We start from the raw sequence: 26,750 nt of genomic DNA, 5'->3' as shown, positions 1-26,750 counted from the left end.
GCTGGTAAAGGTCTCACTAACAACGAAACGTTGCCAATAAAGCCGAGGGTTTCTCCCTGTAATGACGACTTTATTGTAATAAGTTACTCCCCTTTATATACACAATTTTATACAATCACCTTAAATTATTTGAATGGGCTTGTCAATATATTTTATGTAGTAGGTTTCTTAAGTAGTCTTTCCTAAAATATAAAAAACAAAAGGCCAAATTAAATTGATCTTTTGTTTTTAAAATGAGTTACATTTCGATACTATCTGAAGCTTATATCCATCTGGGTCTTGTACTACAATACTCTCCTTATTAGCATATTCATTTTCTATATACACAATTTCATAAAACGCTAACTTCTTCTTTAACTTCTCTATGTTAGAAACTGAAAATATTAGAACATCACATAAATCTGTAACATTCTTGTCCTGTCCACCTAAATTTCGATTCATAACAAAACTAATTCTCATTGAATCCGCATCATACCAAACCCCTGTAACATCTAATTGCGGCCTTTCTGAACTAGGGACTATACCTAAAATCCCTTCGTAAAAATACAAAGTTTCTTTTAAATTTTTCACTTCTAATACAATAAATTGTTTCACATTCTCCACATACATTCCCCCTGTACCTATTACTTTTTATATGTGTCATAAAGGCCTATTATGTCTGAATACAATACGTAGTGATGAAGATTAAAGGAGGTTTATTCATGAATAAATATGTGCGGTCATTTGTTCCATATCATAGCCCTCTCGATCCTTGTCCTCCTATCGGAAAAAAATATTATTCTACTCCTCCTCATTTATTTTTAGGTTTTCAACCACCAAATTTACCGCAATTCACACCAAAAGAAGCACTACAAAAAGGGACTTTATGGCCTGTTTTTTATGACTATTATGAAAATCCTTATAAAAAAGGGCGGTGACTACCGACGTGACTCAATCGCTACCAGAAGAATATTATCAGCTGTTACTGGAGCTTCAAGAACTAGACTTTGTACTAGTTGAGCTAACTCTTTATTTAGATACACATCCAGATGATACCGCTGCTATTAATCAATTTAATGACTTCTCTTATAAACGAAGAGTGTTAAAACAAAAGATAGAGGAAAAATACGGGCCACTCCAACAATTTGGAAATAGCTATTCTAATGCTCCTTGGGAATGGAGCAAAGGGCCTTGGCCTTGGCAAATATAAAGTGAAACTTTAATAAACGGACGTTTTCTAGAAACAAGGCTCTGGCAAACAGCGGGATAAAGGAGAGAAACTATGTGGATTTATGAAAAAAAATTACAATATCCAGTTAAAGTAAGCACTTGTAATCCAGCACTAGCAAAATTACTAGTTGAACAGTACGGTGGTGCAGACGGTGAACTAGCTGCTGCCCTTCGCTATTTAAATCAGCGTTATACGATTCCTGACAAGGTCGTCGGTTTACTCACCGATATTGGTACAGAAGAGTTCGCACATTTAGAAATGATTGCTACAATGATTTATAAATTAACAAAAGATGCAACCCCTGAACAAATGAAAACGGCTGGATTAGACGCACAATACGCTAATCACGATAGCGCTTTGTTTTATCATAATGCCGGTGGCGTACCTTTTACTGCTACTTATATTCAAGCCAAAGGAGACCCTATTGCAGATTTATATGAGGATATTGCCGCTGAAGAAAAAGCTCGTGCAACATATCAATGGCTCATTAATTTATCCGATGATCCAGATATAAATGACAGCCTCCGCTTCTTACGCGAACGAGAAATTGTCCATTCACAACGATTCCGGGAAGCAGTTGAAATTTTAAAAGAAGAACGTGATAAAAAAATATTTTTTTAACACACATGTCTTAAAGATATGTGTTTTTTTACGTTACAAGTTAAATCCTTCCTATTAAACATATAAATAGTATATTTATTCGATTTAATGCATTATTTTTTAATTTTTTCAAAATTCCCTATTGCTTTCTAGTCATCAGACCTTTAAAATAAGAACAGTTACTCGACAAATTATTTGAATTTTCGACAAAAATACTCATTAGGAGGATTTTCTTTATATGCGTACAACTTTAAAACCAGCGCAAATACTTTCGATTAGTTTATTACTATTCGCAGTTTTCTTCGGTGCTGGTAATATGATTTTCCCGCCCCTTCTCGGTCTTTCTTCCGGAGAAAACATGTGGGTTTCCATTACAGGATTTATTATTACAGACGTCGGTTTATCTTTACTTGCTATCGTCGCTGTTGCCCTTGCCGGTGGTAGTTTTAACACTTTAGCAAGCCGTGTTCATCCAAAATTCGCAGCAGTATTCGCTATCATTATTTATCTTTCAATCGGCCCACTATTTGTTATTCCACGAACTGGATCTGTATCTTACGAAATTGGGATTGCACCACTTTTCCCAGACCAATGGTACTCTATGTTAGTTTTTAGCGCGATTTTCTTTACAGTCGTCTACTTCTTATCATTAAATCCATCAAAATTAGTAGATCATATCGGAAAAATATTAACGCCAATTCTACTTGTAATTATTGCAATTATGGCAACAAAAGCGATTCTTTCACCAGGAACGTTTGCAGAACCTGTTGGTGACTATAAAGAAATTCCATTTTTCAAAGGATTTCTTGAAGGATTTTTAACGTTAGATGCAATCGGTGCACTCGTATTATCAACAATTGTTGTAAATGCAATTCGTCAAAGCGGTGTACAAGAGAAGAAATCAATTGCGAAATATACCATTATTTGCGGTAGCATTGCAGCTCTATTCTTAACAATTGTTTATTTCTTACTTGGTTATATCGGCGCTTCAAACGGCAACTTAGGACAATTCGAGAACGGTGGTCAGCTATTAGCTACTGTTATGTACCAGTTCTTTGGGACAAGCGGTAATGTTTTATTAAGTATCGCAATTATCTTTGCATGTTTAACGACAGCAATTGGCGTTGTAAGTGCATTCGCCAACTATTTCGCAACAGTACTAACAAACGTTTCTTACAAAAAGCTCGTACTATACGTTTGTATCTTTAGCTTCGTTATTTCAAACTTAGGCTTAAGCTTACTAATCAAAATTACATTACCTGTATTAATTATTTTATACCCAATTACAATCATTTTAATTTTCGTATCATTTATTGATAAATATACGAAACGTAAACCTTCTGTCTACATTGGAGCAATGATCGCAGCGTTCATTATTAGCTGTATTCATGCACTTGATAATGTGGAAATGATACCAAGTTTTATTGCTAACATCGTACACACCATTCCTTTTTATAACTTAGGAATCGGCTGGATTATTCCAGCAATCGTCGGTGGTATAATCGGATACTATATTCCGCAAACAGAAGCTGAAGGTGAAGTTTCTACAAAATAAAGAAAAGAAGCAAGCAGTAATTGTGCTTGCTTCTTTTTTATTTTCACATCGTATGTTTAAAAGTAAATAACTCTTCTTTTGACTGCACAGCAGGTTGTTCCTCTTCTACAACTTCCTTCTTTACCTCTCCCCCTAATCTTACTTTCATCATCGCCTCTTCTATACTTTTTACAATCATATTTCCTGAAAAGATAGTAAGTCCGAAGAATGTAATGGGAACGAGAGGAATCCATGGGTTCACTGTTAACGACCTAAAATAGACTCCAATTAAACCTGACCATTCATGCGTGTAAGATTCTATTTCTTCTATCGGTCCTAAAAACTGAACTGTTCCACCAAAGAATATTTCCAGTAATCCTAAGTGCAGTAAAATAGTAAGAGTCTGCGTAAACTGCTGAAAAAATACAAGTATAAACGTCATATAGAGATGCGGGAAAATATGCTTTATCACAATGTGCCTTCTCGATCCACCCAATATGCGCGCAGCTTCAATAAATTCTTCGGTTCTCAACTTACGGACTTCCTTCGCAACATACAGTGCAATAACAGGCATCACAAGCATTACAAGTAATAAAACTTGAAACGAAGCTCTTTCAAAAAAGGTTGTTGTTTCCTCCCCACTCCCAAATGCATTTGCAAGGTGAAGAAAAAAGTACGCAATCATAACTGTCGGAATAACTGTAAAACTATCAAAGAAAGCCTCGATTTTTGAAAAGCCTCTTTTTACATATGTTCCGATTACAACACCGAAAAACACACCTATTACCATTCTAAGTGCCGCAATTAAAATAGATATACCAATCGTCCACTTTGCACCTTCAATGACTAAATGTAACAGGTCGTATCCTTTCCGGTCTGTCCCAAGTAAAAATTGTAATGAAGGTGAAAACGGTGGCACTTGTGGATTTTCATCCGCATCATATTGCAATGTAACTTGTCTAATATGTCCATCATTCCATATCGTATTTCCGATGCTCAAAAGAACTAATATGAGAAGAAACCCAATGCTTATCCAAAATCTTTTATCGCTTTTTATATACGTCCACATATTATAGTCTCTCCTTCATCGCAGCTGGAATGAGATAATGAAACAATTTAAACAAAATAAAAATCGGAATATAAATAAGTAGCACACTAACGATGAAGACCTCCACCCTAATACCTTCATACGATTTCAAAAACATAAAAATACCACCCGTATTAAAAATCCATTCTATAATATATAAATTAGATAACATAAAAAAGATATTCGTTTTCGCAAAGAAAAGTGTACTAAGCAACACATTTCGTAAAACATGACGATTTAAAATATGAATACGATTTAGCCCTTTCGCCTTAGCAAATAGTACATAATCTTTTTCTAGCTCATTTTCAAAACGAAGCACCAACATTTTTACAAACAGAATCGTAGTCGGTATACTCAAACAAAATATTGGCAAGCCTCTAATCGACTCGCCTCCGATTGACGCAATTTGAAAAGGTAAAAAGCCTGTTTGTTTAAAAAACCATACAACTAAAATTTGTGATACTAAAATAAGTAAAATGTCTGGAATAGATTCTAAGAAGATAAGAAATGATTTAATACGATGTTGTATACGAGGTGAACTACTCATAATCACATAAACAATACAAAATGCTACAAATAATGAAATGAAAAAAGCAGCTAAAAATATAACCATTGTTTCTTTATAATGGACAAACAACTGCGGAAATAAAAATTTATCTCCCACATATTTAAAATTGGAGATGTCCATTAAATTCACAAACACTTCTTGTAAACTCTTTATGTACTGTGATGCATGCAACTCAAATCCATAAAATAGTTTCGGCAATGTCCCTAAACAAATAATACCCAAAATCGAAATAAGAAATTGAATCGTCACTTCCATCCCATTCCAGAATACTTTTTTGACCATTTTCGCCCTTCTCTCTCTATAATTTACCCCTTAATTTTATTCTTAATTTTCTGAATTGTAAATATTCGAACACAAAAAATCGCTAGGTTATGATCCCAGCGATTCCGTATGCACATGCTTTTCTCTTTTCGCAAACGGCATATACAAAATAAAACATCCAATCAAAGCTGCAATTTCCAATGAAATAATATAGTAAGGATGCGGTCCTAACATATCAAGTAATGAAGCAGTTTCTGGCTTATGAGCTAAAAACATATAATTACCGCCTGTTTTATAATTAACGAATGAAACAATTGGAATTAATATGTTTAAGAATATCATCGTGCGTTTAATAGATTGTACCGTCGGACGATACCCTTCTACCCAAGTCATAAAGAGCGGTGCCCAAATGAGCAATACATGTGCGATAAAATATTCAATAAATCGAAAATGCGGAAAAGCATACTGCAAGTTCGGCGTTAAAATGGCTTGTGATGCACCAATAATTCCCGTAAAAAATACAATCTCATATATGCGGTAACTTTTCGTTACAATCATAATCGACGCTAATAATAAACTAATCGTACATAACTCAAACGGTAATGAAGTCCCTAGCTCAAAAATCCCTGCTTTCCATTCCCACATATGAAGCCCAATTTCACTCCCTATAAATAGAAATGCAATCGCATATCGAACCGTTATATTCCACTCACTTTGACGCAATAAATCTTGGTATTGATACAGAAAAAATATCCCCACCAACATAATAAATAATATAATGGCATGTTGCCTTGAGTATGGAATAAACGATTTTAATGGATGCGCACTAAAATAAGCTTCCATCTTCCTTCCTCTCCTTCCTCTCCTTCCTCTCCTTCCTCTCCTTCCTACAATATTATTGTAAGAAAAAAACTACGCGTCAATTCATTTGCTTAAGTTCGGACAAGCTCTACCTTACATTTAGATATTCATACCTTACAAAACTGTAAGGTTTTTGTAAGCTAAAACGATTTGTCAGATTCTTCAGCTCTTCTATACTTAATGTAGATACTAAAACGAACGAAAAGGTGATAAATAGATGAAGAAGAAAAATAAAGTGTTAATTACTAGTGTAGTAGCAATCGGAATTGCAGCTGGATCATATTTTGCATTTGCTGGAGGCAGTTCAGAAGTAGCAATGGCATATAGCGGTTATAAAGTTACGGAAAAACAAATCCAAAACGCGCAAAAATTTGGCGGTGAAGTTATTCCAAACGGAATCGAAACAATTTCATTTGATCCAACAAAAGGCACGTATGAATTAGCTGTAAAAAAAGGTGATGAAGTGAAAAAAGGGCAGCTTCTGTTTAAATACAATGATCCTACTGCTAAACAAGGTGTAACAGAAGCAGAAATGCAAAAGAAAATCGCACAAAAAGAAGTAACGTTGTTCCAAAAACAAATTGATGCAGCGAAACAAAAATTACAAAAAGATAAAAATGCAGGCCTTCCCGCTGAAGCATTAAAAGCATCAGAAATTGAAGTTCAACAATTAGAATCACAAATTGAAATGAAAAAGTTTGAAGTTGAAAAAGCTGATGAAATGATTAAAGCAGCAAAAGAGAAAGTAAACACTCTTTCTGTAACAAGTCCTACTGATGGCGTAATTGATGATATCGTGAAAACTGCTGACGAAAAAACAGGTATGAGCGGAATTACACTTCGTCACGCTGGTCAATTTAAAGTAAAAGGTCAACTGTCTGAATATGAGCTTGCTAGTATGAAAATTGGGCAAGAAGTTACTGTTTCATCAAAAACGGTCACTGGTAAAACTTGGACAGGAAAAGTAACAGAAATCGGTTCTACACCATTAAAGAGCATGGACGAAAACAAAACAGTTTCTAACTATCAATTCACTGTCACATTAGATAATAGTGAAGAATTACAAAACGGATTCCATGTTTACGTAACAAGTAAATCTGGCGAAGCAACTGGTACAATTGTTCCGAAAAGCAGTATCGTGAAAAAAGGTGACAAAAATGTTGTCTTCGTTGTAAAAGACGGTAAAGCGAAAGAACAAGCAGTTACTGTTGAATTCGAGACAGATAGCGAAGCAAAAGTATCTGGAGTGAAAAAAGGAGAAAAAATTATCTCTAAACCTGAAAAAGACTTAAAAGATGGTATGGAGGTTGTCGTTGAATGATTAACTTAAAAGGCATCACGAAATCCTTCCAAAATGGTGCAGAGTCCGTTCAAATATTACACGGAATTGACGTAACACTAAATCAAGGAGAATTCACTTCAATTATGGGACCTTCTGGTTCTGGTAAATCAACATTAATGAACATTATCGGTTGCTTAGATAAACCAACGACAGGTACGTATGAACTAGCTGGCCAAAACATTTCAAACATGTCTGAAACAGAACTTGCACACGTACGTAATAAAGAAATCGGATTCGTATTCCAAAACTTCATGTTATTACCAAGACTTACAGCAATGCAAAATGTTGAGTTGCCTCTTATTTATGCAGGTGTTGATAAAAAAGAGCGACGTGAACGCTCACTAGCAGCTTTAACAAAAGTCGGTTTAGCTGATCGAGCTACTCACTTACCAAACGAATTATCCGGTGGTCAAAAGCAACGTGTCGCTGTTGCACGCGCAATTGTAAATAACCCCAAATTTATCTTAGCCGATGAACCGACGGGAGCACTTGATACGAAAACAAGTACACAAATTATGGACCTCTTTTACGAATTAAATAAACAAGGCTCAACAATCATTATGATTACCCATGACCGTGAAATCGGGGAAGCTGCAGCACGTCAAATTGTAATTCGTGACGGAAATATCGTCCAAGATTGGAGAGGTTAATTTTGAATACGAGTGAAAATATACGCATGGCCCTTTCCTCTATCTTTGCTCATAAAATGCGTTCTATATTAACGATGCTAGGTATTATTATTGGTATTAGCGCCATCATTACTATCATTTCAATGGGTGATGGTACAAACGCAAAGTTTAAAAAAGAGTTAGGCCAAGGAAAAGATACGGAAGTAACGATTTACTACAACAACCCTGATTACGGAACTGATAGTGCCAAAATTACAGCTGATATGTTAAAACGTCTTCAAACTGTGCCAGGTGTTAAAGATGTTTATCCGGATGTAAGTATGAAAGTAAAAGCATCTTCTGGTTCAAAGGATGTCTCTCTTGATTTAAAAGGTGGAACAGGCGCCTTCATGACAGATGCGAAAATAAAATTAGTTCACGGTCGTGAATTAAATGATAGTGAATTAAAGCAAGCAATCCCTGCTGTTATTTTAAATGAAGAAGCTTTCAATAAATTATTTAACGGCTGGGAATCCAATTTATACACCGACATAAAAGGAAAACCATATAAAGTAGTCGGTGTGTATGAAACGAAAAATGATTTCGGAATGGCTATGTCAGAAGGTTATACATCACTTGAAAACGCTCCTGTAATCTCAGGAGTAACTGAGTATGACTCTGTAAGATTAATGTTAACTTCACCCGCAGAACGTAAAAGTGTAGAAAAACAAGCCGCTTCTGTTTTAAACGAAATGAAAGCTCCTAAATTTGAGCATAAATTCGAAGCTCAAGATATGGGTGAATTTACAAAACAACTAGATGAATCAATCGGTATGATGAAAATGGTATTCGGTGGTATCGCTGCTATCTCCTTACTTGTTGGTGGTATCGGTGTAATGAACATCATGCTTGTATCTGTAACAGAACGTACACGTGAGATTGGTATTCGTAAAGCACTTGGTGCAACACGCGGTAAAGTATTAACGCAATTCTTAATCGAATCTTGTATTTTAACAGGATTAGGTGGTTTCATCGGATTCATGCTTGGTATCTTCTTCGCTTGGATCGTCTCAATCTTTGCAGGATGGCCACTTGTTATCTCAAAAGAACTTGGACTTCTTTCAGTGGGTATTTCAATGCTAATCGGTATTGCATTCGGACTACTACCAGCTAACAAAGCTGCAAAACTTGATCCAATTGAATGTTTACGATATGAGTAAATAAAAAACGTAGGAGTTTACACTCCTACGTTTTTTATTTACCTATTAAATTGAGTTTCTTCTATTATATATGTTTCACGTTACAACTATCATTCTAATACTCTTCATTATTTATAGATACTAAGGCTATTATCTAATCCTATTATTGCAAAAATACTATATGACAGACTAAAATCAAGGCGTAATTTTTTCCATACTTCGACTGATTTTGTAACAATTATATCGATGTTTTATTAATTTTCACCTCATTTATATCTTTTTACGCTTAAAAAGATTATTATTTCATAACTACTTATTCATTCCAACAGTAAAACACACCACTTTCGTAACACTATAGATATATTCAAGAAACATTACTGTAACACTATTAATGTCACAGTAATTGAAATACTACTCACTTTGTGTTTTATATGCCCTAATTCCCCAAAAAACAACAAGGAAGCGCTGTCAGGATATTTATGGAATTGTTACAGAATATTAATGCCCCGTTACGAATGCTTTGTAATTTTATGTTTTTCGCAAATAAGAAAATAATGGTTGCTATAATGAGGTCAACGAAAACAAATGCAATGGAGGCTATTATGAAAAAATTTATGGGTATAGCAACAGCAGCGGTTTTTGGTCTTGGGATTTTCACAACATCTGCTAAAGCAGAAACAATCGTAACGACTGACGTACTAAACGTACGAGAAAACCCAACTACTGAATCAAAAGTTGTAGGAAAATTATTAGATGGATATAAAGTAAATGTTTTACATACAGAAAATGGTTGGTCAAAAGTTACATTGAATAGCGGTAAAGAAGCTTTCATAAGCGCTGACTATACAAAAGACACTTACTACGTAACAGCAAACGTATTAAACGTACGTGCTGGTGCAAACACAGACTCAGAAATTCTTGGTAAGTTGAAACAAGATGATGTAATCGAAACAACACACCAAGTGCAAAATGACTGGATTCAATTTGAATATAACGGAAAAACAGCTTATGTTCATGTTCCTTACTTAACAGGTAAAGCACCAGTTAAAGTTCAACCAGCAGTTAAAGTTGAAAAAACGACTAAAGTTCAAGATACAGTTAAAACTCGTGAAGCAGTTAAAGCTGGAGAAGTAGCTGAAACTCAAGCAAAAGCTAAAGCTCAAGAAGCAACTAAAGCTCGTGAAGCGGCAGAAGCTCAAGCAGAAGTTAAAGCTCAGGAAGCAGCTAAGGCTCAAGAAGCAGCTAAGGCTCAAGCAGAAGCTAAAGCTCAGGCAGCTGCTGAAGCTCAAGCAGAAACTAAAGCTCAAGAAGCGGCTAAAGCTCGTGAAGCAGCTAAAGCTCAAGCAGCGGCTAAAGCTCAAGAAGCAGCTAAGGCTCAAGCAGAAGCTAAAGCTCAGGCAGCTGCTGAAGCTCGTGAAGCAGCTAAAGCTCAAGAGGCAGCTGCTGAAGCTCGTAAAGCAGCTAAGGCTCAAGAGGCAGCTGATCGTGAAGCGGCTAATAAAGCTCAAAAACCAGCTACACAACAACCTGTTGCAAAAGAAACTGAGAAAAACACACAATCTTCTTCTCGTGAGTTCCAAGTTGTAGCAACAGCTTACACAGCAGATCCACTTGAAAATGGTTATAAAGCAGGCGACCAAGTAAAATCAGCTTTAGGTCATAACTTAACAGCTAATCCAAACATGAAACTTATTGCAGTTGATCCAAGTGTAATTCCATTAGGTTCAAAAGTATGGGTTGAAGGTTACGGAGTAGCAATCGCTGGGGATACTGGTGGAGCTATTAAAGGTAATAAAATCGACGTTTTAATGCCAGATAAAGGTACATCAAGTAGCTGGGGACGTAAAACAGTTACAGTTAAAGTATTAAACTAATTACAAAAAAGAGTCAGTCTCATCGTTGAGGCTGGCTCTTTTTTTATGATTCTTACATTCTTTCTCTTGAAAGTAAGCAATATTATGTCGAAGCCACTTCCCTCTCTGATATAAATAAGTCCCCTCGTTTTTTATATACTTTAAAATATCAGTCATGTCTCTATACCTCATGGCATCATAATCGATAAAAAACCAGATTATCCAATAGCCATAGAAATTCCGGCTATGTGAAATACTCTCTATTATCGTTTTAAACAACAAAGTGGAAATAGATAACGCCCTGCTGTTGTCAACTGAGTTACCCTCAAAATACAAAGTACTAAAAAAAGTGAAGCAAGCAAACGAAAAATTATTAAGATACGTTGTTGTCATTTAACTTGTATTTCATTTAAGCTGAAGTATTATGTTTTTTGTAAATTAATTTAAATACAGTTCGTTTAACATTGCATGCGGGTTCTTATTCCAAAATCTATCTAATGGTGTTCTTAACCCCCGATTAATTACCCACCTTCTACTATACGCCCTTATTAGTTCTTCATTAGATAACTTTTCTTTTTCCTCTATCGTCCATTTCAATGCTTCTAATGCCTTCTCCCTTGTCCAAAATCCCCGAGGAGCTCTATTTAATTCCCATTCTTTAAACTTCCCTGGATACAAATCGTGCAGCATAGCATATGGACTATTTTTCCAAAATATATTTAAAGGTGTTCTTAACCCCTGACTGATTATCCATTTTTTACTATACACCTTTATTAGTTCTTCATTAGGCAACTTTTCTTTTTCCTCTATCGTCCATTTTAATGCTTCTAGTGCCTTTTTCTTTGTCCAGTAGTTTTTAGGTGTTTTCTGGAATTCCCACTCTTTAAAACATCCAGGATATAACTCATTTATCATGCGAAATGGACTATCATACCAGTATCTCTCAAGTGGAGTCCTTAAGCCTATTTCAGTAAACCAACTTACACTAATTTTTTTCCTGATTTCCTCAGCATCCATTTGTTTTCTTTCCTCTATTGTCCATTTTAATGCTTCCAACGCTTTTTTCCTTGTCCACGAATGACTACGAGTTTTTTTAAACTCCCACTCCTTAAAATGGGCTGGATATAATTCATTTATCATTATGTAAGGACTATTTCCCCAAAAAATTTGGCAAGGCGAACTCAAATTATGATTAGATAACCACTGAACGTTATAAACCTCCAATAACTTATTATCTGTTAACCTTTCTTTTTCTTCTATCGTCCATTTTAATGCTTCCAATGCCTTTTCCTTTGTCCAATAGTTTCTAGGTGTCATTTGAAAATCCCATTCTTTAAAACAATTCGGATAAACATCATTTATCATTGCATATGGGCTATCATGATATTTAGCACTAAGTAAACCACCTAATTTATATTGAATGATTAATTGTGACTTCCAACACTTAAGAATAGTTTTTTTATCCCACTGTAAAACTTGTTCTATAAAATATATAATTACACGTCTCGCTAGCGTATTATCCTGATCTTCACTCCATGTATTTTTAGGAAATCGCCTTCTTCTACCTTCTAAAATTTCCTGATATATGTGTTCAATGGTAAACAAATGATTTGCTCCTTTTTATGTACAAACAAAAAATCGTAAAATTCGCCAAATATGATGATTTTTTAACAACAAACAGAGTATTTAACAAAGGAACAAAATACATCCACTTGTTTGCAATTCTAACCTTCATAAATCCCCCGGATTTTAAAACTTTCCCGAATACCAACTGATACAAAGTATAGTAAGAAAAACATAAGAGATCCTTAAGTTAAATCTAAAGAAAATCTTAAGTTTTAAGACTGTAGCCCACTCCCAAATTCATTTCGAAATATTCAGCATGAGAAAACTTACTTCTTATTACTCTTGTCATTCTTTTTTCATTCCAATAGAAAAAACAGGATGAATTCAAACATTCATCCTGTTTTTTTATTACACCAAATAAGGATTTTTTATTTTTTTATGATTGAAACTGTATCGAATGAGTTTACTTGTTCCTTCATATCTTTAGTAAACTTTTCCCATTCATTCCATGCTTGCTTAGCTTCTGCGTCGTCCCCATTAAATGATTTATTTTCTCCATAAGACTTGTTGAAATGTAATACTTCCATATAAGTTTTTGTTCCCGGTAAATCTTTAAATGTTGTAGCATCTACAATCAAAACTATGTCTTCATAAGCTGTATTACGACAACGTCCTAGCGAGATATCATCTTCGTATTGTACGTTGATTTTTTTATCATTTACTTTAATTTCTTTTATTTCTTTATTTTCATTGTTGGTAAACATCAAAACTTTCCCTTTTGGAATGGTTGGTAAAGAAGTAATTGGACCTCCACTAGTAGGCACTCCATTATTAGTCTCTCTTAATAGCCCTTTCTTCATAACACCTTCAGCTGTTTTTTGATCTATAATTAATACTTGCTGCTTCTCGATTTTTTCTTTATCTTCCCTTTTCACCTTAATATTGGTTTCTGCTCTTTTTACCTGATATAAATCATTGGATATAATGTCACTTTTATGTTGATTTACTATATCTTTTAATTGTTGTTCTTCTCCAATAAGTACAGCCCCATTCCTTGGTTCTTCTGTCTTTCCAAAAGAACATGCTCCTAACATCGAAATAGAAACGATTCCTACCATACATAATTTAATTACTTTTCTCATGTTTTATGCTCTCCTCTTTGTTTAACAAATAAACTACATAATTTTCTTGGATAACTTTTGTAAATAACGCCATCTGACCGTGAAGAAGTATACGCTTTGAATGAATAGAAAGGCTAAGAAAATTATGATAGACGTTTTTAAAACCGAAAAATCCACTAGTCGCTGTAATGCCATAAAAGCGACACCACTATGAATAATCGCTAAGAGTATTGGTAAAAAGAACATCAATATAAGCTGACGCGTTACTATTTTCTTTAGCTCTTTTCTGCTCAGGCCAACTTTTGCAATCATTTCATATTGTTTTTGCTCTCTTTCTAAATCTGCATATAGACGGAAATATAGCAAACTAGCTGCAAAGGTAAAGAATACGATACCTACCAATACACTCACAATAAGTAATACACCATTCTTTTGTTTTGAAGAAATCCATTCAGAGTATAACGATTCAAAAGAATGAGTAGGATTAACCATTTCAGTATTCTCTAATTGCGCCTCTAAATTCTTCGTAATCATTTTTGTTTTTTCCCAATTTTCCACTACAAATCCGTATAACGTTTTAACAATAGGACCATATTCCGTGTCTATGTTCGGGAATTTGTCGTATAAGGAGTCCGACACTACTATCGTAGCACTCTTCTGAATAGGTAAAGTTAGGTGTGGTTTAGCTTTTTTTACTTTCAAAGTCAAATCAGAGTTCCCTTGAGCTATATCTAGTTGCGGAGGAATCCCTTTTCCTTTTGCATATTTTTCTTTTTGTGTAACTGATGTTGGTACTAATATAATTTCTTGATCATTATCCAACGTTTCTGCTTCACGCCCAAAGAGCTTCGCAAAACGGTTATACTCTGTTAACTTAATAAGTGTGTAATTATTTTCAGTAAATTTCGGACTTATAGCTTCAACATGATAAGAAAATTTTGATGCAGTTAACTGTTTTTTAATTTCTGCAACGTGCTCTTCTTCATGCTGATCTTCATTTGTGGAAGTATAAGTAAATGCAAATGGATTCGTCATCTCGATTAATCCTTTATTCCCCATTGCTAAGCATGTACCAATTCCTGTGAAGGCCACAGCAGAAATAATTGCTAGCATAAAGAACATAGTTGCATTATCCTTCATGCGATAGGCTAATTCTGAAATCGTAAGAAGGTTTGTTTTATTAAAAAATACAGAGTCTTTCTTCTTTAAAACACGTAGTACGTACACACTTAACTGTGAAAATAAAAAATAGGTTCCTATAATTACACAACCAACCCCCATAAATAGATATTGAGGCTTATCAAAGTCCCTACCTATGGTGAAATAGAATACAAATCCATATCCTAACCCAATTAATACAAGAGAAAGTAACGCTAGTCCTTTAGATGCTCTTGGTTCTGGTTTAGGTTTTTCCTCTGATCTCATTAGTTCAATCAAATTATTTACTTTTACCATTTTGGAAGTAAACAACGAAATGAATAGAAATAAAATCAAAAATGCACCAACTGTCATGAAAATTGCTTTAATTGGAATATAAAAAGGCAATCCATTATCAATTGCTAATATATTTGCACTTAGTAATAACAATAGCTTTGAAAAAATCAATCCGATTAGGATACCGAAAGCAACAGATGCGATTCCAATCAACATATTTTCTAAAAATATTAACTTATTTAATTGAGAAGGAGTCATTCCATGCATCATTAATATCCCAAATTCTTTTTTCCTTGTCTTCAAAAAAGAACTTACAGAATACAGCAGAAAGAAGAAAGAAAAAATAAAAATGAGATACTGAGAGATTTGCATCCCCGTCGTCGCTAATTTACCCATGGTTTTACTGGTAGAAGCCAGTTCCCCTTGTAAACTAGGATGAAAAAGTAATAGTGCATATGTGAAAAATACCATTACGGAAAATGTACTACTTAGAAAGTGTGCAGCATACGTCCGTTTACTACGTATGATATTATTAAACGCGAATTGCCGAAAAGTCATGCTTACGCCCTCCTAATAATGCTAGTACATCCATAATTTTTTGATAAAACATTTCACGGTTGTCTCCGCAATAAATTTCATTATAAAGCTCGCCGTCTTTAATAAATATCACTCGGTCACAATAACTTGCAGCCATTGGATCGTGTGTGACAAGCATCGTTGTTGCCCCTTCTTCCTTATTTAATCGCTTTAATAATTCCATTACATCAGTAGCCGCTTTGGAGTCTAAATTTCCAGTTGGCTCATCTGCTAGTAATAATTTCGGTTTATGGATCAGAGCACGTGCGATTGCAGTTCGTTGCGCCTGTCCTCCTGATATTTCAAATGTACGTTTATTTAATATACCCTGTATTCCTAACTTCTCTCCGATAGCTTCTACGCGATGATTCATATCCTCTACTTTTGTACCATCTAGTGTTAGAGGAAGAACAATATTCTCCTTCACTGTTAACGTATTTAACAGATTGAAAGCTTGAAACACAAACCCTAATTCACGTCTTCGAAATAATGCTAGTTCATTCGGAGATAGTTGATGCGGATTTTCGTTATTAATTAATACCTCTCCTGATGTGGGAGAATCAATAGTTGAAACCATGTTCAACAAAGTAGTTTTCCCACTTCCTGATGGGCCCATAATCCCTACAAATTCTCCTTTTTTTACGCTCAAATTAATATTGGAAAGTGCTTCGTAAGATACCTTCCCTGTATAGATTTTACTTAAATCATGAACTTTTAATATTTCCATATCGTTTTTCTCCTTATTACCTTTTGATATAACTTAGTTTAACGAAGGAGTCTTATTCTTCATATCGATTAACCTTTCATTTATCTAACAGGTCTGTAACTTTTCTGAAAAATACAAGTAAATTAAACTTTTAACGAATCGCATATGGGAACATAATCCGGATTTTCGTTCCTTTCCCCACCTCAGATTCTATTTCAATTTCGTGATCTAACCTTTCTATAATATTTTTCACAAGATATAAGCCCATACCAGTAGATTCCTTAAACTTCCGACCATTTTCTCCCGTATAAAACGGACGAAACACCATGGGAAGGTCTTCCCTTGGAATCCCTACCCCATGGTCTTGAATTTCTAAAATTACAGAGCGCCCTTCCTCAAACGCAGCCAGTGTCACGTTCTTTCTACTTCCTGCAGAATATTTAATGGCATTAGATATAACTTGATTAATTACAAACCGAAGCCACTTTCTATCCGTCTCCACCATAAGATTTTGCTTTATTTTCACTTCTGGATATACATAACTACGAATAAAAAGACGCTTATTCTCAACAATCACTTCTTGCACGATATCTTGTAAAGATACCCTTTCTACATAAAAATCCTGCTCAAACGTTTCTAAGCGTGCCATATATAATACCATTTCCAACCCATACTGCATCCGATCTACTTCTTCTGTAATACTTTCAAAAATTTCTCCATCTTCTTCTTGCGTAATGAGTTCAATAACCGATAAAGGTGTCTTCATCTGATGTACCCACTGATTTAAAAACGTGTGATGCTCTTTTTGTTTATATTCCCATGTCTTCAGTCTTTGTTGATATTGGTTGTACTGCGTTTCTAATACCTCCTGAAATGCTATTGATAATGGAGTAGAGTCCATTTCTTGTATAGATTCATGTAACGTTTTAGAAGGAGTGGATAATTTGTTATAAAGCCTACGATGACTATAGTAACGAAATGTTAAATAGCCTATTAACAAACAAATCCCTAAAAAAACACTGTATAGAGCTGTAGGTAAATTACGATATCCATCCAGCCAATATACTGAAAGAGTGACACATAGTTGCAAAATACAAAAACCAATATACGGTATTTGTTCGCGTAAAAATAACTTCATTACAATACCTCATCATTTTCCCATGTGATTTTTAAACGATATCCTGCACCACGAACTGTTTCCAGCGCATTTTTTATTCCGATTCCTTCTAATTTTTTACGAACACGCGTAATATTTACACTTAATGTATTATCATCTACATACGTGTAATCATCCCAGAGCTTTTCAAGAATTTTCCCACGGCTTACAATATTGGGAGCCCGTTGCATGAGAATCTCCAATAAAACTGTTTCCTTTTTCGAGAGTGTACAAGTGGTATTGTTTAGCTTTAACTCCATTCTTTCTGGATAAAGTACTAAACCTGATTGCTCTATAACCCTCGCTTCTACCTTTGGAGCGTATTCACCATATATACGACGAAGATGGCTTCGGATTTTAGCCATTACAACTTCATAGTGAAACGGTTTAGTAATATAATCATCTGCCCCATGTTCGAGTGCCATAACTTGTTCCATCTCTCCGCTACGTGCTGATATAAAGATGATAGGACAAGTGGATATAGTTCTAATTTGGCGACACCAATAATAGCCATCAAAACTTGGTAAATTTATATCTAATAAAACTAAATCAGGTTTAATATCTTCGAATTGTGTCAAAACATGTTCAAAATCTTCCGTAATAATACCTTCATAACCATACTTACTAATATGAGATTGAAGTAATTTTGAAATTTTTTGGTCATCTTCTACAATCATAATTTTGTGCATACACTGTTCTTCCTTTACTTAATTAATTATTAATTCAAATGTATTTGTTTTATAATATTGCCTGAAATATTATAAAACAAATACGTTATTGTTAATATTGAATAACCTTACTCATCACTAACACTTTTGTAATGTTTCTAAAAATATAGAAAATACCACCTTACTAATAAAACAGGATGGTTTCTTTACATTTCCTTACACTATTGTAATAAAACAGGATTTTCCACCAGCAAAAAGAACTATAAACTAGTCGAAGTGACTTATTTATAGTTCAAGTTATAGAAATTTATTCAATTAAGTAGTTACCACGTTTATTATAGACGTTGATCTTTCTGGAAATTCAGACGAAAATGGTCTGCATCATGGTATACCCCAAACTCATATCCTTGCTCTTTATAAAACTTAATAATTTCAGGAAGAGCTTGTAATGTTTGTGGCTTTTCATGCATCAAAACAACTTCTACATCTTCGGTTGTTTGTTTTTTTACATTTTCAATAATTTGGTTTGGATTATCTTTTAATTTCCAATCATTCGAATCAATTGTCCAATCCCAAACTTTTATTCCAGCTTCTACAATTTGATTACGAATTTCTTCTCCCTTTAAACCTGGTGCCGATCCATATGGTGGACGAACTAGTTTAGGATCTGTACCTGTAATATCATGAATAAGAGATAACGTTTCTTTCATCTCTGGTACAAATTGTCCTTTTTTGTATAACTTATCACTATTATGTGTCATACTATGTGCACCAATATAATGACCTTCTTTTACTGATCGTTTAACATTTTCCTGAAAACTTGTGTTTTGTAAATTACTACCTTGCATAAAAAATGTAGCTTCTATTTTTTGTTCTTTTAGTACATCTAAAAATTTTCCTGTTAACTCGCTAGGACCATCATCAAATGTTAAATATACAACTTTTCCAACTGGTTTTCCATCTGGTCCTTTTTCCTTTGACGGCGGTCTTTCATTTTTCACTTCTTGTTGCTGCGTTTTAACCTGTTTAACACTTTCTTTCTCTATCCCCTTTGCTGGAGTCGAGTTAAATTTACCGGACAATAAGAAAACTAACAAACCCGTAGTTAGAATAACCGCTAGTGATAGTATTCCTTTAGTTATTACGCTCATCTTCTTATGTTGCGATTCTTTCATTATTTATCGATCCTTTCTCTATTGAACTTTATATTAATGATTTATAAGACTGTACCTTTACTCGATAAAATCATTAGTTTCAATTGCTATTACAATAAGTAGATTAATAGAGAGGGATAAAGATAGAATGCAGATAATGTCGAAATCAGTTAAAGAATACTGTATGATATCAACTCTTTAGAAAGGATTTTTTCCACTATAATACATTCACGAGGCTGGTCATACACCGAAAAAGCAACAAACAAACCACTTATTTTCTCGTCAATAAAACGGATATTAGCTCTATACACAAAAAATAAAAAATACTATTCATTCTGATTAAGATACAGAATGAATAGTATTTTTCCATTTACCTATTTTGTTATACAGTGAAGTAATGAATAACACCATCGACAATACCCTTCTTCGATTTCGCCTGAAATTCTTCTGAATTCATTCTTTTTTCATCACTCTCATTAGATGTAAACCCTAATTCAATTAAAATAGCTGGTGCAGAAGTTTCTCTTAAGACAAGGAAATCACTTCTTCGAATGCCTCTATCTCGAGTATTTATATTTTGATTAAAAATAGCTTCTTGCACACTCTTAGCTAACTTTTTATCGTTTCTTTTATTAGCTCCATAATGAGTTGTTATTCCTTTTACATTTTTATCCTCAAAAGCATCATGATGAATGCTGATATAAAGGTCTGCCGAATGGTCCTGAGCTACTTTTACACGTGCTTGTAATTCTTCCTTTTGCTTCGTTTCCGGAAGTAAGCTACTATCTTTTTCGCGTGTCAATATAACTTTTGCATCAGTTCTTTCTTCTAACTCTTTTTTGATATTTTGTGCCACTTTTAAATTAAGATCTTTTTCAACCGTTCCAAGGCTCTTCCCTTTCGTTCCTCTATCTCCCCCACCATGTCCAGGATCGATTACAATTGTTTTTCCTTTTAAGCGCAAATCTTCTTGTGATATCTTTTTCTGTCCTTTAGCATGTATGAGACCAAATCCTGTCCCCGTTATTAATATAATAAACATAAGTAATATTATTTTTTTTTTCATTACAGCAATCTCCTTATCAGCTTTTCATTCCCTTTCTAATGAAGATATTAATGAAGGCTGATAAAGATAAAATGCAGATAAGATCGATTTGGTTTAAAAATAATAAAAGCACGTAGAACTAAAATTCTACATGCTTTTATTTAAATAGAAGAAGAATAACACCCCATCTTCTGTATTCGAAACACCATATTCCACACCATGAAGCTCTAATATATTCTTTGAAATAGCAAGACCTAATCCTGTCCCGCCCTTGGAGCGTTGCCGAGACGTATCTCCTCGATAAAAACGATCCCATATTTTCTCTAAATGCTCTGGCGATATATGAGCTCCTTTATTTTCTACGCATACTTTTACACGTACATTTTCTTCTATTGTAGAAATAATGATACTTTCGTTTTCTGGCGTGTAACGGATTGCATTGGTAATAAAGTTAGTAATCACTTGTTCGATACGATGTTGGTTTGCAACTACTTCAATTTTAGAGAGCTGTCTATGAACATGTAATTGCTTAGCTGTTATATCCGAGGCTAATTGCTCACATATATAATCAATAATCTCATCAATTTGGAAAACATCGATTTCCATTTTATACGTACCAGATTCAAATTTTGCTAATTCCAACATATCAACAATAAGCATATCCATCTTATCTACTTCTTTTGCCATCGCTTTAAAGTAATATTCTTTTTTATTACTCGCAACACCATCTTCCAAAATTGAAATACAGCTCTTCATTATACTTAAAGGTGTCTTTAATTCATGAGAGACACCAGAGATAAATTCTTTACGTGTATTTTCTAATTGTTTTTCTTTCTCTATATCTTGTTGCAGTTGGTAAATATATGAATGCAAAGTCTTAGAAAGCGCATTAATATTATGTGATAAATCACCTATTTCATCTTTTGTAGTAATAGGTATCGTCTCTGAAAAATCCAAATCAGCAATTTTTTTTGTCGTATCATTTATTTGTAATAATGGTCTAGCAATTTTTTTGGAGTAATAGAACGATATCAAAACAATTAAAAGCAATACAAATATAATTAGATAAATATAATAGTCCTTTATCATTCGTACAGCTTCATCAACTGGTTGTAATGATGTCATAGCAAAAATATAATTTGTTTGACCATTTGCATCTATTGTAGGCCTGATTAATATTTTATATTTAATATCATTTTCTTCATAATCCATTATTTTTGTAGAAGTATAGGTATCCTTGTTATCATTTAATATTAAATGTACTTGAAATTGTTTTAACCTTTCTATAAACAAATGATTTGCATATATAAAATTCGTTCCTATATTAGTGCCCTCTGGCAATTGTAATTTCTTAATACTCCCTGTTACATATATCGTCGAACTTTCTATTAATGAAGGCTCTGTTACTTCTTTTTTTCCATATAACTTTTCCGAAAGTTGCTTATTCTCAAGATTTAAATGTTCATTTTCTACTGTTAAAATCGCAGGAACTATTGTCCCGCCTTTTTGTACACCATCAATAATAATATGCTTTCCTTGTTCCAAACTAAACTGTGTCCTTTGCATATCCTCTAAGCTGATTAAACTATATAACGGTAGATGAATTACACGATTAGAAAACGTCCTATTTCGAGAAGGGTCTAATTGAACTTCTAAAGAAAAATCATTTGCGTATTTAATATTTCCTATACTATCTAATGTTGTTATCCACGTCGTATTCTCTTGGTAAAATGCTAGTTCTAATTCTTGAATTATTTTCGCGTCATCTCCAGCCTTTACATATGCTTTTTCAAAAGATCGAATATTTTTTTGAATATCATTGACCTTTCTATTCGCATAATATTGCTTAAAAAATAAAGTTTGTCCAATAAAAACAGTAGCTAAAATAAGTGTGCATAATGCTGTCGTTAACATAAATAACTTTAATACAATTCCTTTTTTCATACCTACTCCTCAAATTTATAACCAGCTCAAACAACAGTGACAATACAAACTGCTTTTTGCCCTAATTTATAACGCAAATTGCGGATATGGCTATTGACGGTACGATCATCCCCAGCAAATGCATATTCCTATATTTTGGTAATCAGTTGTTCTCGTGTAATAACAATTCCCTTGTTTTGCATTAAATAAGTTAAAATTTCAAATTCTGTATGTGTCAAACTTACGTCTTCCCCACTCTTCATTTTATTTTTATGAAGAAATAGTTCATCTTATATTTTAACCAAATTCAAAACTTTCACTATTTCCATCACTACTAAATGCAGCATAATTATATGGAGAGAATAGCATGCTTGTATAAAGATAAAATGCAGGATAACCTAAAATTTGAACTTCAATTCAAATATTCAAACACATTAAATTAAAATAATGTGTTTGAATATTTATGAGGAAGTATATAAAATAAATAGGCTTCACAGTAAAAGGAGTTGGTGCTGATGACACAGTCAATCAATATATTAGTTGTTGAAGATGATAATGATATAAATCAATTATTATGTAGTATCGTAGAAAAAAGTGGATATGTTTCTCAATCCGCCTTCTCAGGCACAGAAGCCATGATTTATTTAGAAAGGCAAGATTGGGATATGGTATTACTTGATTTAATGCTTCCTGGTATGAATGGAGAAGAAATTCTGTCAAAAATAACTGATCAAAGTGACACACCTGTTCTTATTATTTCAGCAAAGATTGAGCAGCAAACTAAAATTGATGCGCTCAGATCAGGTGCGGATGATTATATTACGAAACCGTTTGATATTGAGGAAGTTTCCGCGAGAATTGACTCGCATTTGAGGAGATATCGACGGTTACATAAAGCTCCAACAAATAAAGAATTAAAGCACAAAAATTTAGTAATAGATACAGAAGCTAAAAAAGTTTTTATTGAAGGGAATGCGCTCACTTTTACAGCTCGTGAATATGAACTTTTAGTTATGCTCGTGTCATCCCCTAACAAAATTTTCACGAAAGAAAATTTGTTTGAAAGTGTCTGGAATGAAAAGTTTTATGGTGATAATAATATTATGAATGTTCATATGAGCAATATAAGAAGTAAGCTATCTAAGGCTGATCCAAATGCTGAATATATCGAAACGATTTGGGGAATGGGCTACCGTCTTAAAACTTAAGGTTTTCTTTAGATTTAACTTAAGCTTCTCTTATGTTCTTCTTACTATACTAAATGTATCACGTAAGGGAGGTAAATGAATGAATAGTTATGTACTTAAGACAAATCAATTATCCAAGCAATATAAAAATCATATTGCTTTAAATAAAGTGAACCTTTCGATTGAACAGGGTTCCATTTACGGTTTTATCGGACAAAATGGTGCAGGTAAATCTACACTAACTCGTTTGGTAACTGGATTAGCAATACCGACATCAGGTACGATTGAGCTATTTGGAGAATCACGTGAAAGAGAATTAGTTCAAGCTAGAAAGCGTATTGGTTCTATGATTGAGATGCCAGCAATTTATCCACATATGACAGCTGCTGAAAATTTAGAAGCACATAGGCTTTTAAAAGGTGTCCCAGGAAAAGAATGTATCCCAAAAACACTATCACTCGTCGGGCTTCTTGATACGAAAGAAAAGAAAGCGAAGAATTTTTCATTAGGTATGAAACAAAGGCTTAGTCTTGCAATTGCCCTATTAGGAGATCCAGAATTTTTAATTCTTGATGAACCAATTAATGGCTTAGACCCTATGGGTGTTGTAGAAATAAGGGAGTTATTGAAAAAGCTCAATAAGGAAAAAGGAATTACAATACTCATATCTAGTCATATTTTAAGCGAAATGCATTTGTTAGCTACTCATTATGGTTTCATTCATAAGGGTGAGTTGATTGAGCAAATGACTGTGAAACAGCTAGAAGAGAAATGCCAGCAATATTTGCATATCAAAGTAGATAATACAGAGAAGGCTACAATCATAATTGAAACGATACTTTCTACGACTGACTACGAGGTTATGCCTGACGGTGTAATTCGACTATATACCCATCTTGATCAACCAGGAATGGTTTCTAAAGTATTAGCTACAGAAGGATTGATTATCGAACAATTTAAATCCATGGGACAAGATTTAGAAAGTTATTTTACGAAGCTTATTGGGGGTATTCAGCATGGATAATCTATTAAAATCAGAAGTGTTTAAGTTAAAAAAGGACAGGTCATTTAAAACACTGGTATTAATATTGATTGCTATTGCTGTCCTTATTCCCACTATCATGTTTATGTTTGGAACAGAGACATTAACAGTTGATGACTTATTTACAAGTATTATTGGTAAGAACCATTATGTGTTAAAGTTACTTCCATGCCTTTTAGCCGGGTATTTCATTTCAAGTGAATATTCTCTTGGTACGATGAAAAGTATTGCCTCTTCAGGAAATAATAGAATTAGAATTTATATCTCTAAACTACTTGTATTCACATTTGGGGCCATCATTCTCTCAGTTATATTACCAATCGCTATGACAGGAATTGGCGCTGTATATGCTCAATTTAATGGTATGCCCGATTTAAAGTACTTTATGCAAACAATGATTTTCAGCATATTGTATGCAGCTGCATTTGCTTCTATTATGATGGTGTTTGCAACACTATTTACGGATAGCGGGAAAGCAATTGGCGTTCTATTTGCTATATTCCTTCTGTTTGATCCGATTATGTTCCTATTAGCTAGCAAATCTACAGTAATTGAATATATTTACAATCATTCAATTTTCCATTTAGTATATAAAATTATTATGGTAAACGCTATGGACAACATTGAAATTTTCAAATTAACGATTATCCCCGTTTTAGTCTATTTGACATTTGGCATATTAGGAATATTTGTATTCTTAAAAAAAGAAATTAAATAAATCATAAAGGAAGGCGAGTGAAATGATGATTTTTATAGTAATTCTATCTGTTATAGCTATATTTATTTTCTTCATTCGCTTTTACTTATTAAAACAAGAACTAAAACATGTTTCTCGCCAACTCAAACAAATAAACGAAAAAGTAATCTCAAAAAAAATAGATCTTACTTTTTATGATAACGATCTTGAGAGTTTAGCAGCACATATAAATAAACAAATTGATTTAACGAACGAGGCTGTTGCCGAGACATTAAGAACGAAAAATGAATTTAAGCAGGCTATTGCGAGTATGTCGCATGATATACGCACCCCCATGACATCTATTTTAGGTTATATACAATTTTTAGACTCCGAAGATATAACACCAGAAAAAAAAGAGCAGTATTTAACAAATACAAAAACTGGAGCGCTGCGATTAAAGGATTTATTAGATGATTTTTTTGAACTATCCGTTATAGAGTCACCTGATCATCCATTAAAAATAGAAAGCATCAAATTAAATACATTGTTATTAAACTCTTTATTCAATTTTTATGATGATTTCCAAAAAGCGCAAATAGAGCCTACTATCCTGATTCCTGAGGAAGAAATTTATATTATGGCGGATTCATCAGCTGTTAAACGTGTAATTGAAAACTTAATTACCAATGCAATTAAGCATTCATATAAAGAGGTTACCATTCAACTCGTTAAACATTCATCAGCTGTTCAACTCAATATAATAAATCCCGCAAATCAATTAAAAGAAAAAGATCTCCCTTTTTTGTTTGATCGCTTTTATAAAGTGGATCAAGCAAGAAAAGAAAAAGGTACAGGTTTAGGTTTGTTTATTGCAAAAAGCCTAATGACAAAGATGAATGGTAATTTATCGGCAGAATTAAATGGTGATCAATTACAGATAAAATGTGAATGGAAAAGGAACGATAGTTAATCTCTAATCCCTTGCTTATATTTAAAAAAACAACATAGGAGAACAAACAATGAAAAAATCTTTATTAATTGGAATTTCTACAATCATCTTAGCTATTGTTACCTTTATTACTTACATCACAGTAACAACTAGCAATCCATTAAGTGAAAAAGAATTCCCCAAAACCAAAGAAAAGGCAAAGAAAACTGCTATTGAATACTTTATAAAAGAAAAACAGTTAGACGTTGTTATTACTGAGATTGGAGTCACTGGAGAAATGGGCTATAAAGTTTGGGTTGAAGGCCACGTACGTAATGATGAACAAAAAAAGATTACTGCAATTATAGATGTTGAAAAAGACAAGGAATATAAAGTAATTAGTTCTAAGGTTGATTAAATACAATCTTTCGTATTTATATAG

25 protein-coding genes and 2 pseudogenes are annotated in these 26,750 nt (G+C 33.7%); 13 read left to right on the top strand and 14 right to left on the bottom strand.

What is annotated here, in order from left to right:
• Window positions 1–228: 228 nt before the first annotated feature.
• Window positions 229–668 (bottom strand): annotated as a pseudogene (locus COK05_RS22085) (VOC family protein).
• Between the two features lie 33 nt (window positions 669–701).
• Here COK05_RS22085 and COK05_RS22080 point away from each other — a divergent pair.
• The 4 genes from COK05_RS22080 (at window position 702) to brnQ2 (ending at window position 3,365) form a co-directional block, all read left to right on the top strand.
• Window positions 702–917 (top strand): spore coat associated protein CotJA, encoded by a 216-nt coding sequence (locus tag COK05_RS22080; protein ID WP_070141000.1) that lies wholly within the window; start codon window positions 702–704, stop codon window positions 915–917.
• A gap of 8 nt (window positions 918–925) precedes the next feature.
• A complete protein-coding gene (locus COK05_RS22075) occupies window positions 926–1,189 on the top strand; it encodes a spore coat protein CotJB (RefSeq protein ID WP_141539209.1) in 264 nt (87 codons plus the stop codon).
• A 72-nt stretch (window positions 1,190–1,261) separates the two neighbouring features.
• Window positions 1,262–1,831 (top strand): spore coat protein CotJC, encoded by a 570-nt coding sequence (cotJC, locus tag COK05_RS22070; RefSeq protein WP_098614262.1) that lies wholly within the window; start codon window positions 1,262–1,264, stop codon window positions 1,829–1,831.
• Between the two features lie 217 nt (window positions 1,832–2,048).
• A complete protein-coding gene (brnQ2, locus tag COK05_RS22065) occupies window positions 2,049–3,365 on the top strand; it encodes a branched-chain amino acid transport system II carrier protein BrnQ2 (RefSeq protein ID WP_098614261.1) in 1,317 nt (438 codons plus the stop codon).
• Between the two features lie 43 nt (window positions 3,366–3,408).
• On the opposite strand, the gene COK05_RS22060 is transcribed toward brnQ2, so the two are convergent.
• The 3 genes from COK05_RS22060 to COK05_RS22050 all read right to left on the bottom strand — a co-directional run bounded on the left by COK05_RS22060 (window position 3,409) and on the right by COK05_RS22050 (window position 6,103).
• On the bottom strand, window positions 3,409–4,413 hold the full coding sequence (locus COK05_RS22060; RefSeq protein WP_098614260.1) for an ABC transporter permease: 1,005 nt from the start codon (window positions 4,411–4,413) through the stop codon (window positions 3,409–3,411).
• A gap of 1 nt (window position 4,414) precedes the next feature.
• The gene (locus tag COK05_RS22055; RefSeq protein WP_098614259.1) at window positions 4,415–5,281 is read right to left on the bottom strand and encodes an ABC transporter permease subunit; all 867 of its coding nucleotides are present in this window, start codon (window positions 5,279–5,281) and stop codon (window positions 4,415–4,417) included.
• 87 nt (window positions 5,282–5,368) lie between these two features.
• The gene (locus COK05_RS22050) at window positions 5,369–6,103 is read right to left on the bottom strand and encodes a YwaF family protein (protein ID WP_098614258.1); all 735 of its coding nucleotides are present in this window, start codon (window positions 6,101–6,103) and stop codon (window positions 5,369–5,371) included.
• A 235-nt stretch (window positions 6,104–6,338) separates the two neighbouring features.
• On the opposite strand from COK05_RS22050, the gene COK05_RS22045 reads away from it, so the two are divergent.
• From COK05_RS22045 to entC, 4 genes are all read left to right on the top strand, one after another.
• A complete protein-coding gene (locus tag COK05_RS22045; RefSeq protein ID WP_098614257.1) occupies window positions 6,339–7,442 on the top strand; it encodes an efflux RND transporter periplasmic adaptor subunit in 1,104 nt (367 codons plus the stop codon).
• A complete protein-coding gene (locus COK05_RS22040) occupies window positions 7,439–8,113 on the top strand; it encodes an ABC transporter ATP-binding protein (RefSeq protein WP_098614256.1) in 675 nt (224 codons plus the stop codon). The genes COK05_RS22045 and COK05_RS22040 overlap by 4 nt, the downstream gene beginning before the upstream one ends.
• Window positions 8,114–8,139: 26 nt before the next feature.
• Window positions 8,140–9,291, top strand: coding sequence for an ABC transporter permease (locus tag COK05_RS22035; protein WP_373605399.1), 1,152 nt, complete (start codon window positions 8,140–8,142; stop codon window positions 9,289–9,291).
• A gap of 458 nt (window positions 9,292–9,749) precedes the next feature.
• Window positions 9,750–11,144 (top strand): cell wall-binding protein EntC, encoded by a 1,395-nt coding sequence (entC, locus tag COK05_RS22030; protein WP_141539208.1) that lies wholly within the window; start codon window positions 9,750–9,752, stop codon window positions 11,142–11,144.
• A gap of 417 nt (window positions 11,145–11,561) precedes the next feature.
• On the opposite strand, the gene COK05_RS22025 is transcribed toward entC, so the two are convergent.
• The 10 genes and pseudogenes from COK05_RS22025 to COK05_RS21980 form a co-directional block, all read right to left on the bottom strand.
• Window positions 11,562–12,728 (bottom strand): DUF4046 domain-containing protein, encoded by a 1,167-nt coding sequence (locus COK05_RS22025; RefSeq protein ID WP_098614254.1) that lies wholly within the window; start codon window positions 12,726–12,728, stop codon window positions 11,562–11,564.
• A 389-nt stretch (window positions 12,729–13,117) separates the two neighbouring features.
• Window positions 13,118–13,831 carry a lipoprotein BA_5634 family protein gene (locus tag COK05_RS22020; protein ID WP_098614253.1) on the bottom strand — a complete coding sequence of 238 codons (714 nt, stop codon included), beginning with the start codon at window positions 13,829–13,831 and terminating at the stop codon, window positions 13,118–13,120.
• 33 nt (window positions 13,832–13,864) lie between these two features.
• Window positions 13,865–15,802, bottom strand: a complete 1,938-nt coding sequence (locus tag COK05_RS22015; protein ID WP_098614252.1) for an FtsX-like permease family protein — start codon at window positions 15,800–15,802, stop codon at window positions 13,865–13,867.
• On the bottom strand, window positions 15,777–16,547 hold the full coding sequence (locus COK05_RS22010) for an ABC transporter ATP-binding protein (protein WP_098614251.1): 771 nt from the start codon (window positions 16,545–16,547) through the stop codon (window positions 15,777–15,779). Before COK05_RS22010 ends, COK05_RS22015 begins: the two co-directional genes overlap by 26 nt.
• 130 nt (window positions 16,548–16,677) lie before the next feature.
• Window positions 16,678–17,664, bottom strand: a complete 987-nt coding sequence (locus COK05_RS22005; protein ID WP_098614250.1) for a sensor histidine kinase — start codon at window positions 17,662–17,664, stop codon at window positions 16,678–16,680.
• Window positions 17,664–18,371 carry a response regulator transcription factor gene (locus COK05_RS22000; protein ID WP_098614249.1) on the bottom strand — a complete coding sequence of 236 codons (708 nt, stop codon included), beginning with the start codon at window positions 18,369–18,371 and terminating at the stop codon, window positions 17,664–17,666. Before COK05_RS22000 ends, COK05_RS22005 begins: the two co-directional genes overlap by 1 nt.
• A 314-nt stretch (window positions 18,372–18,685) precedes the next feature.
• Window positions 18,686–19,525, bottom strand: coding sequence for a polysaccharide deacetylase family protein (locus COK05_RS21995; RefSeq protein ID WP_098614248.1), 840 nt, complete (start codon window positions 19,523–19,525; stop codon window positions 18,686–18,688).
• 361 nt (window positions 19,526–19,886) lie between these two features.
• Window positions 19,887–20,570 (bottom strand): N-acetylmuramoyl-L-alanine amidase family protein, encoded by a 684-nt coding sequence (locus COK05_RS21990; protein ID WP_098614247.1) that lies wholly within the window; start codon window positions 20,568–20,570, stop codon window positions 19,887–19,889.
• A 126-nt stretch (window positions 20,571–20,696) separates the two neighbouring features.
• Window positions 20,697–22,493 carry a sensor histidine kinase gene (locus tag COK05_RS21985; RefSeq protein ID WP_098614246.1) on the bottom strand — a complete coding sequence of 599 codons (1,797 nt, stop codon included), beginning with the start codon at window positions 22,491–22,493 and terminating at the stop codon, window positions 20,697–20,699.
• Between the two features lie 26 nt (window positions 22,494–22,519).
• Window positions 22,520–22,726: pseudogene (locus COK05_RS21980) on the bottom strand (winged helix-turn-helix domain-containing protein); the annotation flags it as partial.
• Between the two features lie 261 nt (window positions 22,727–22,987).
• Between COK05_RS21980 and COK05_RS21975 the strand changes: the two are divergent.
• From COK05_RS21975 to COK05_RS21955, 5 genes are all read left to right on the top strand, one after another.
• A complete protein-coding gene (locus COK05_RS21975; protein WP_098614245.1) occupies window positions 22,988–23,680 on the top strand; it encodes a response regulator transcription factor in 693 nt (230 codons plus the stop codon).
• 79 nt (window positions 23,681–23,759) lie between these two features.
• Window positions 23,760–24,683: an ABC transporter ATP-binding protein gene (locus COK05_RS21970; protein WP_098614244.1), complete on the top strand. Its 924-nt coding sequence runs from the start codon at window positions 23,760–23,762 to the stop codon at window positions 24,681–24,683.
• Window positions 24,676–25,419 carry an ABC transporter permease gene (locus COK05_RS21965; RefSeq protein WP_098614243.1) on the top strand — a complete coding sequence of 248 codons (744 nt, stop codon included), beginning with the start codon at window positions 24,676–24,678 and terminating at the stop codon, window positions 25,417–25,419. Before COK05_RS21970 ends, COK05_RS21965 begins: the two co-directional genes overlap by 8 nt.
• Window positions 25,420–25,441: 22 nt before the next feature.
• Window positions 25,442–26,350: a sensor histidine kinase gene (locus COK05_RS21960; protein WP_255290347.1), complete on the top strand. Its 909-nt coding sequence runs from the start codon at window positions 25,442–25,444 to the stop codon at window positions 26,348–26,350.
• Window positions 26,351–26,399: 49 nt separating this feature from the next.
• On the top strand, window positions 26,400–26,726 hold the full coding sequence (locus COK05_RS21955) for a hypothetical protein (RefSeq protein ID WP_098614242.1): 327 nt from the start codon (window positions 26,400–26,402) through the stop codon (window positions 26,724–26,726).
• Window positions 26,727–26,750 lie beyond the last annotated feature (24 nt).

Source organism: Bacillus cereus, assembly GCF_002567495.1.
Classification (GTDB): domain Bacteria; phylum Bacillota; class Bacilli; order Bacillales; family Bacillaceae_G; genus Bacillus_A; species Bacillus_A cereus_AQ.
The sequence above is the reverse complement of the archived record's forward strand: the minus strand, read 5'-3'. Positions and strand labels throughout refer to the sequence as shown.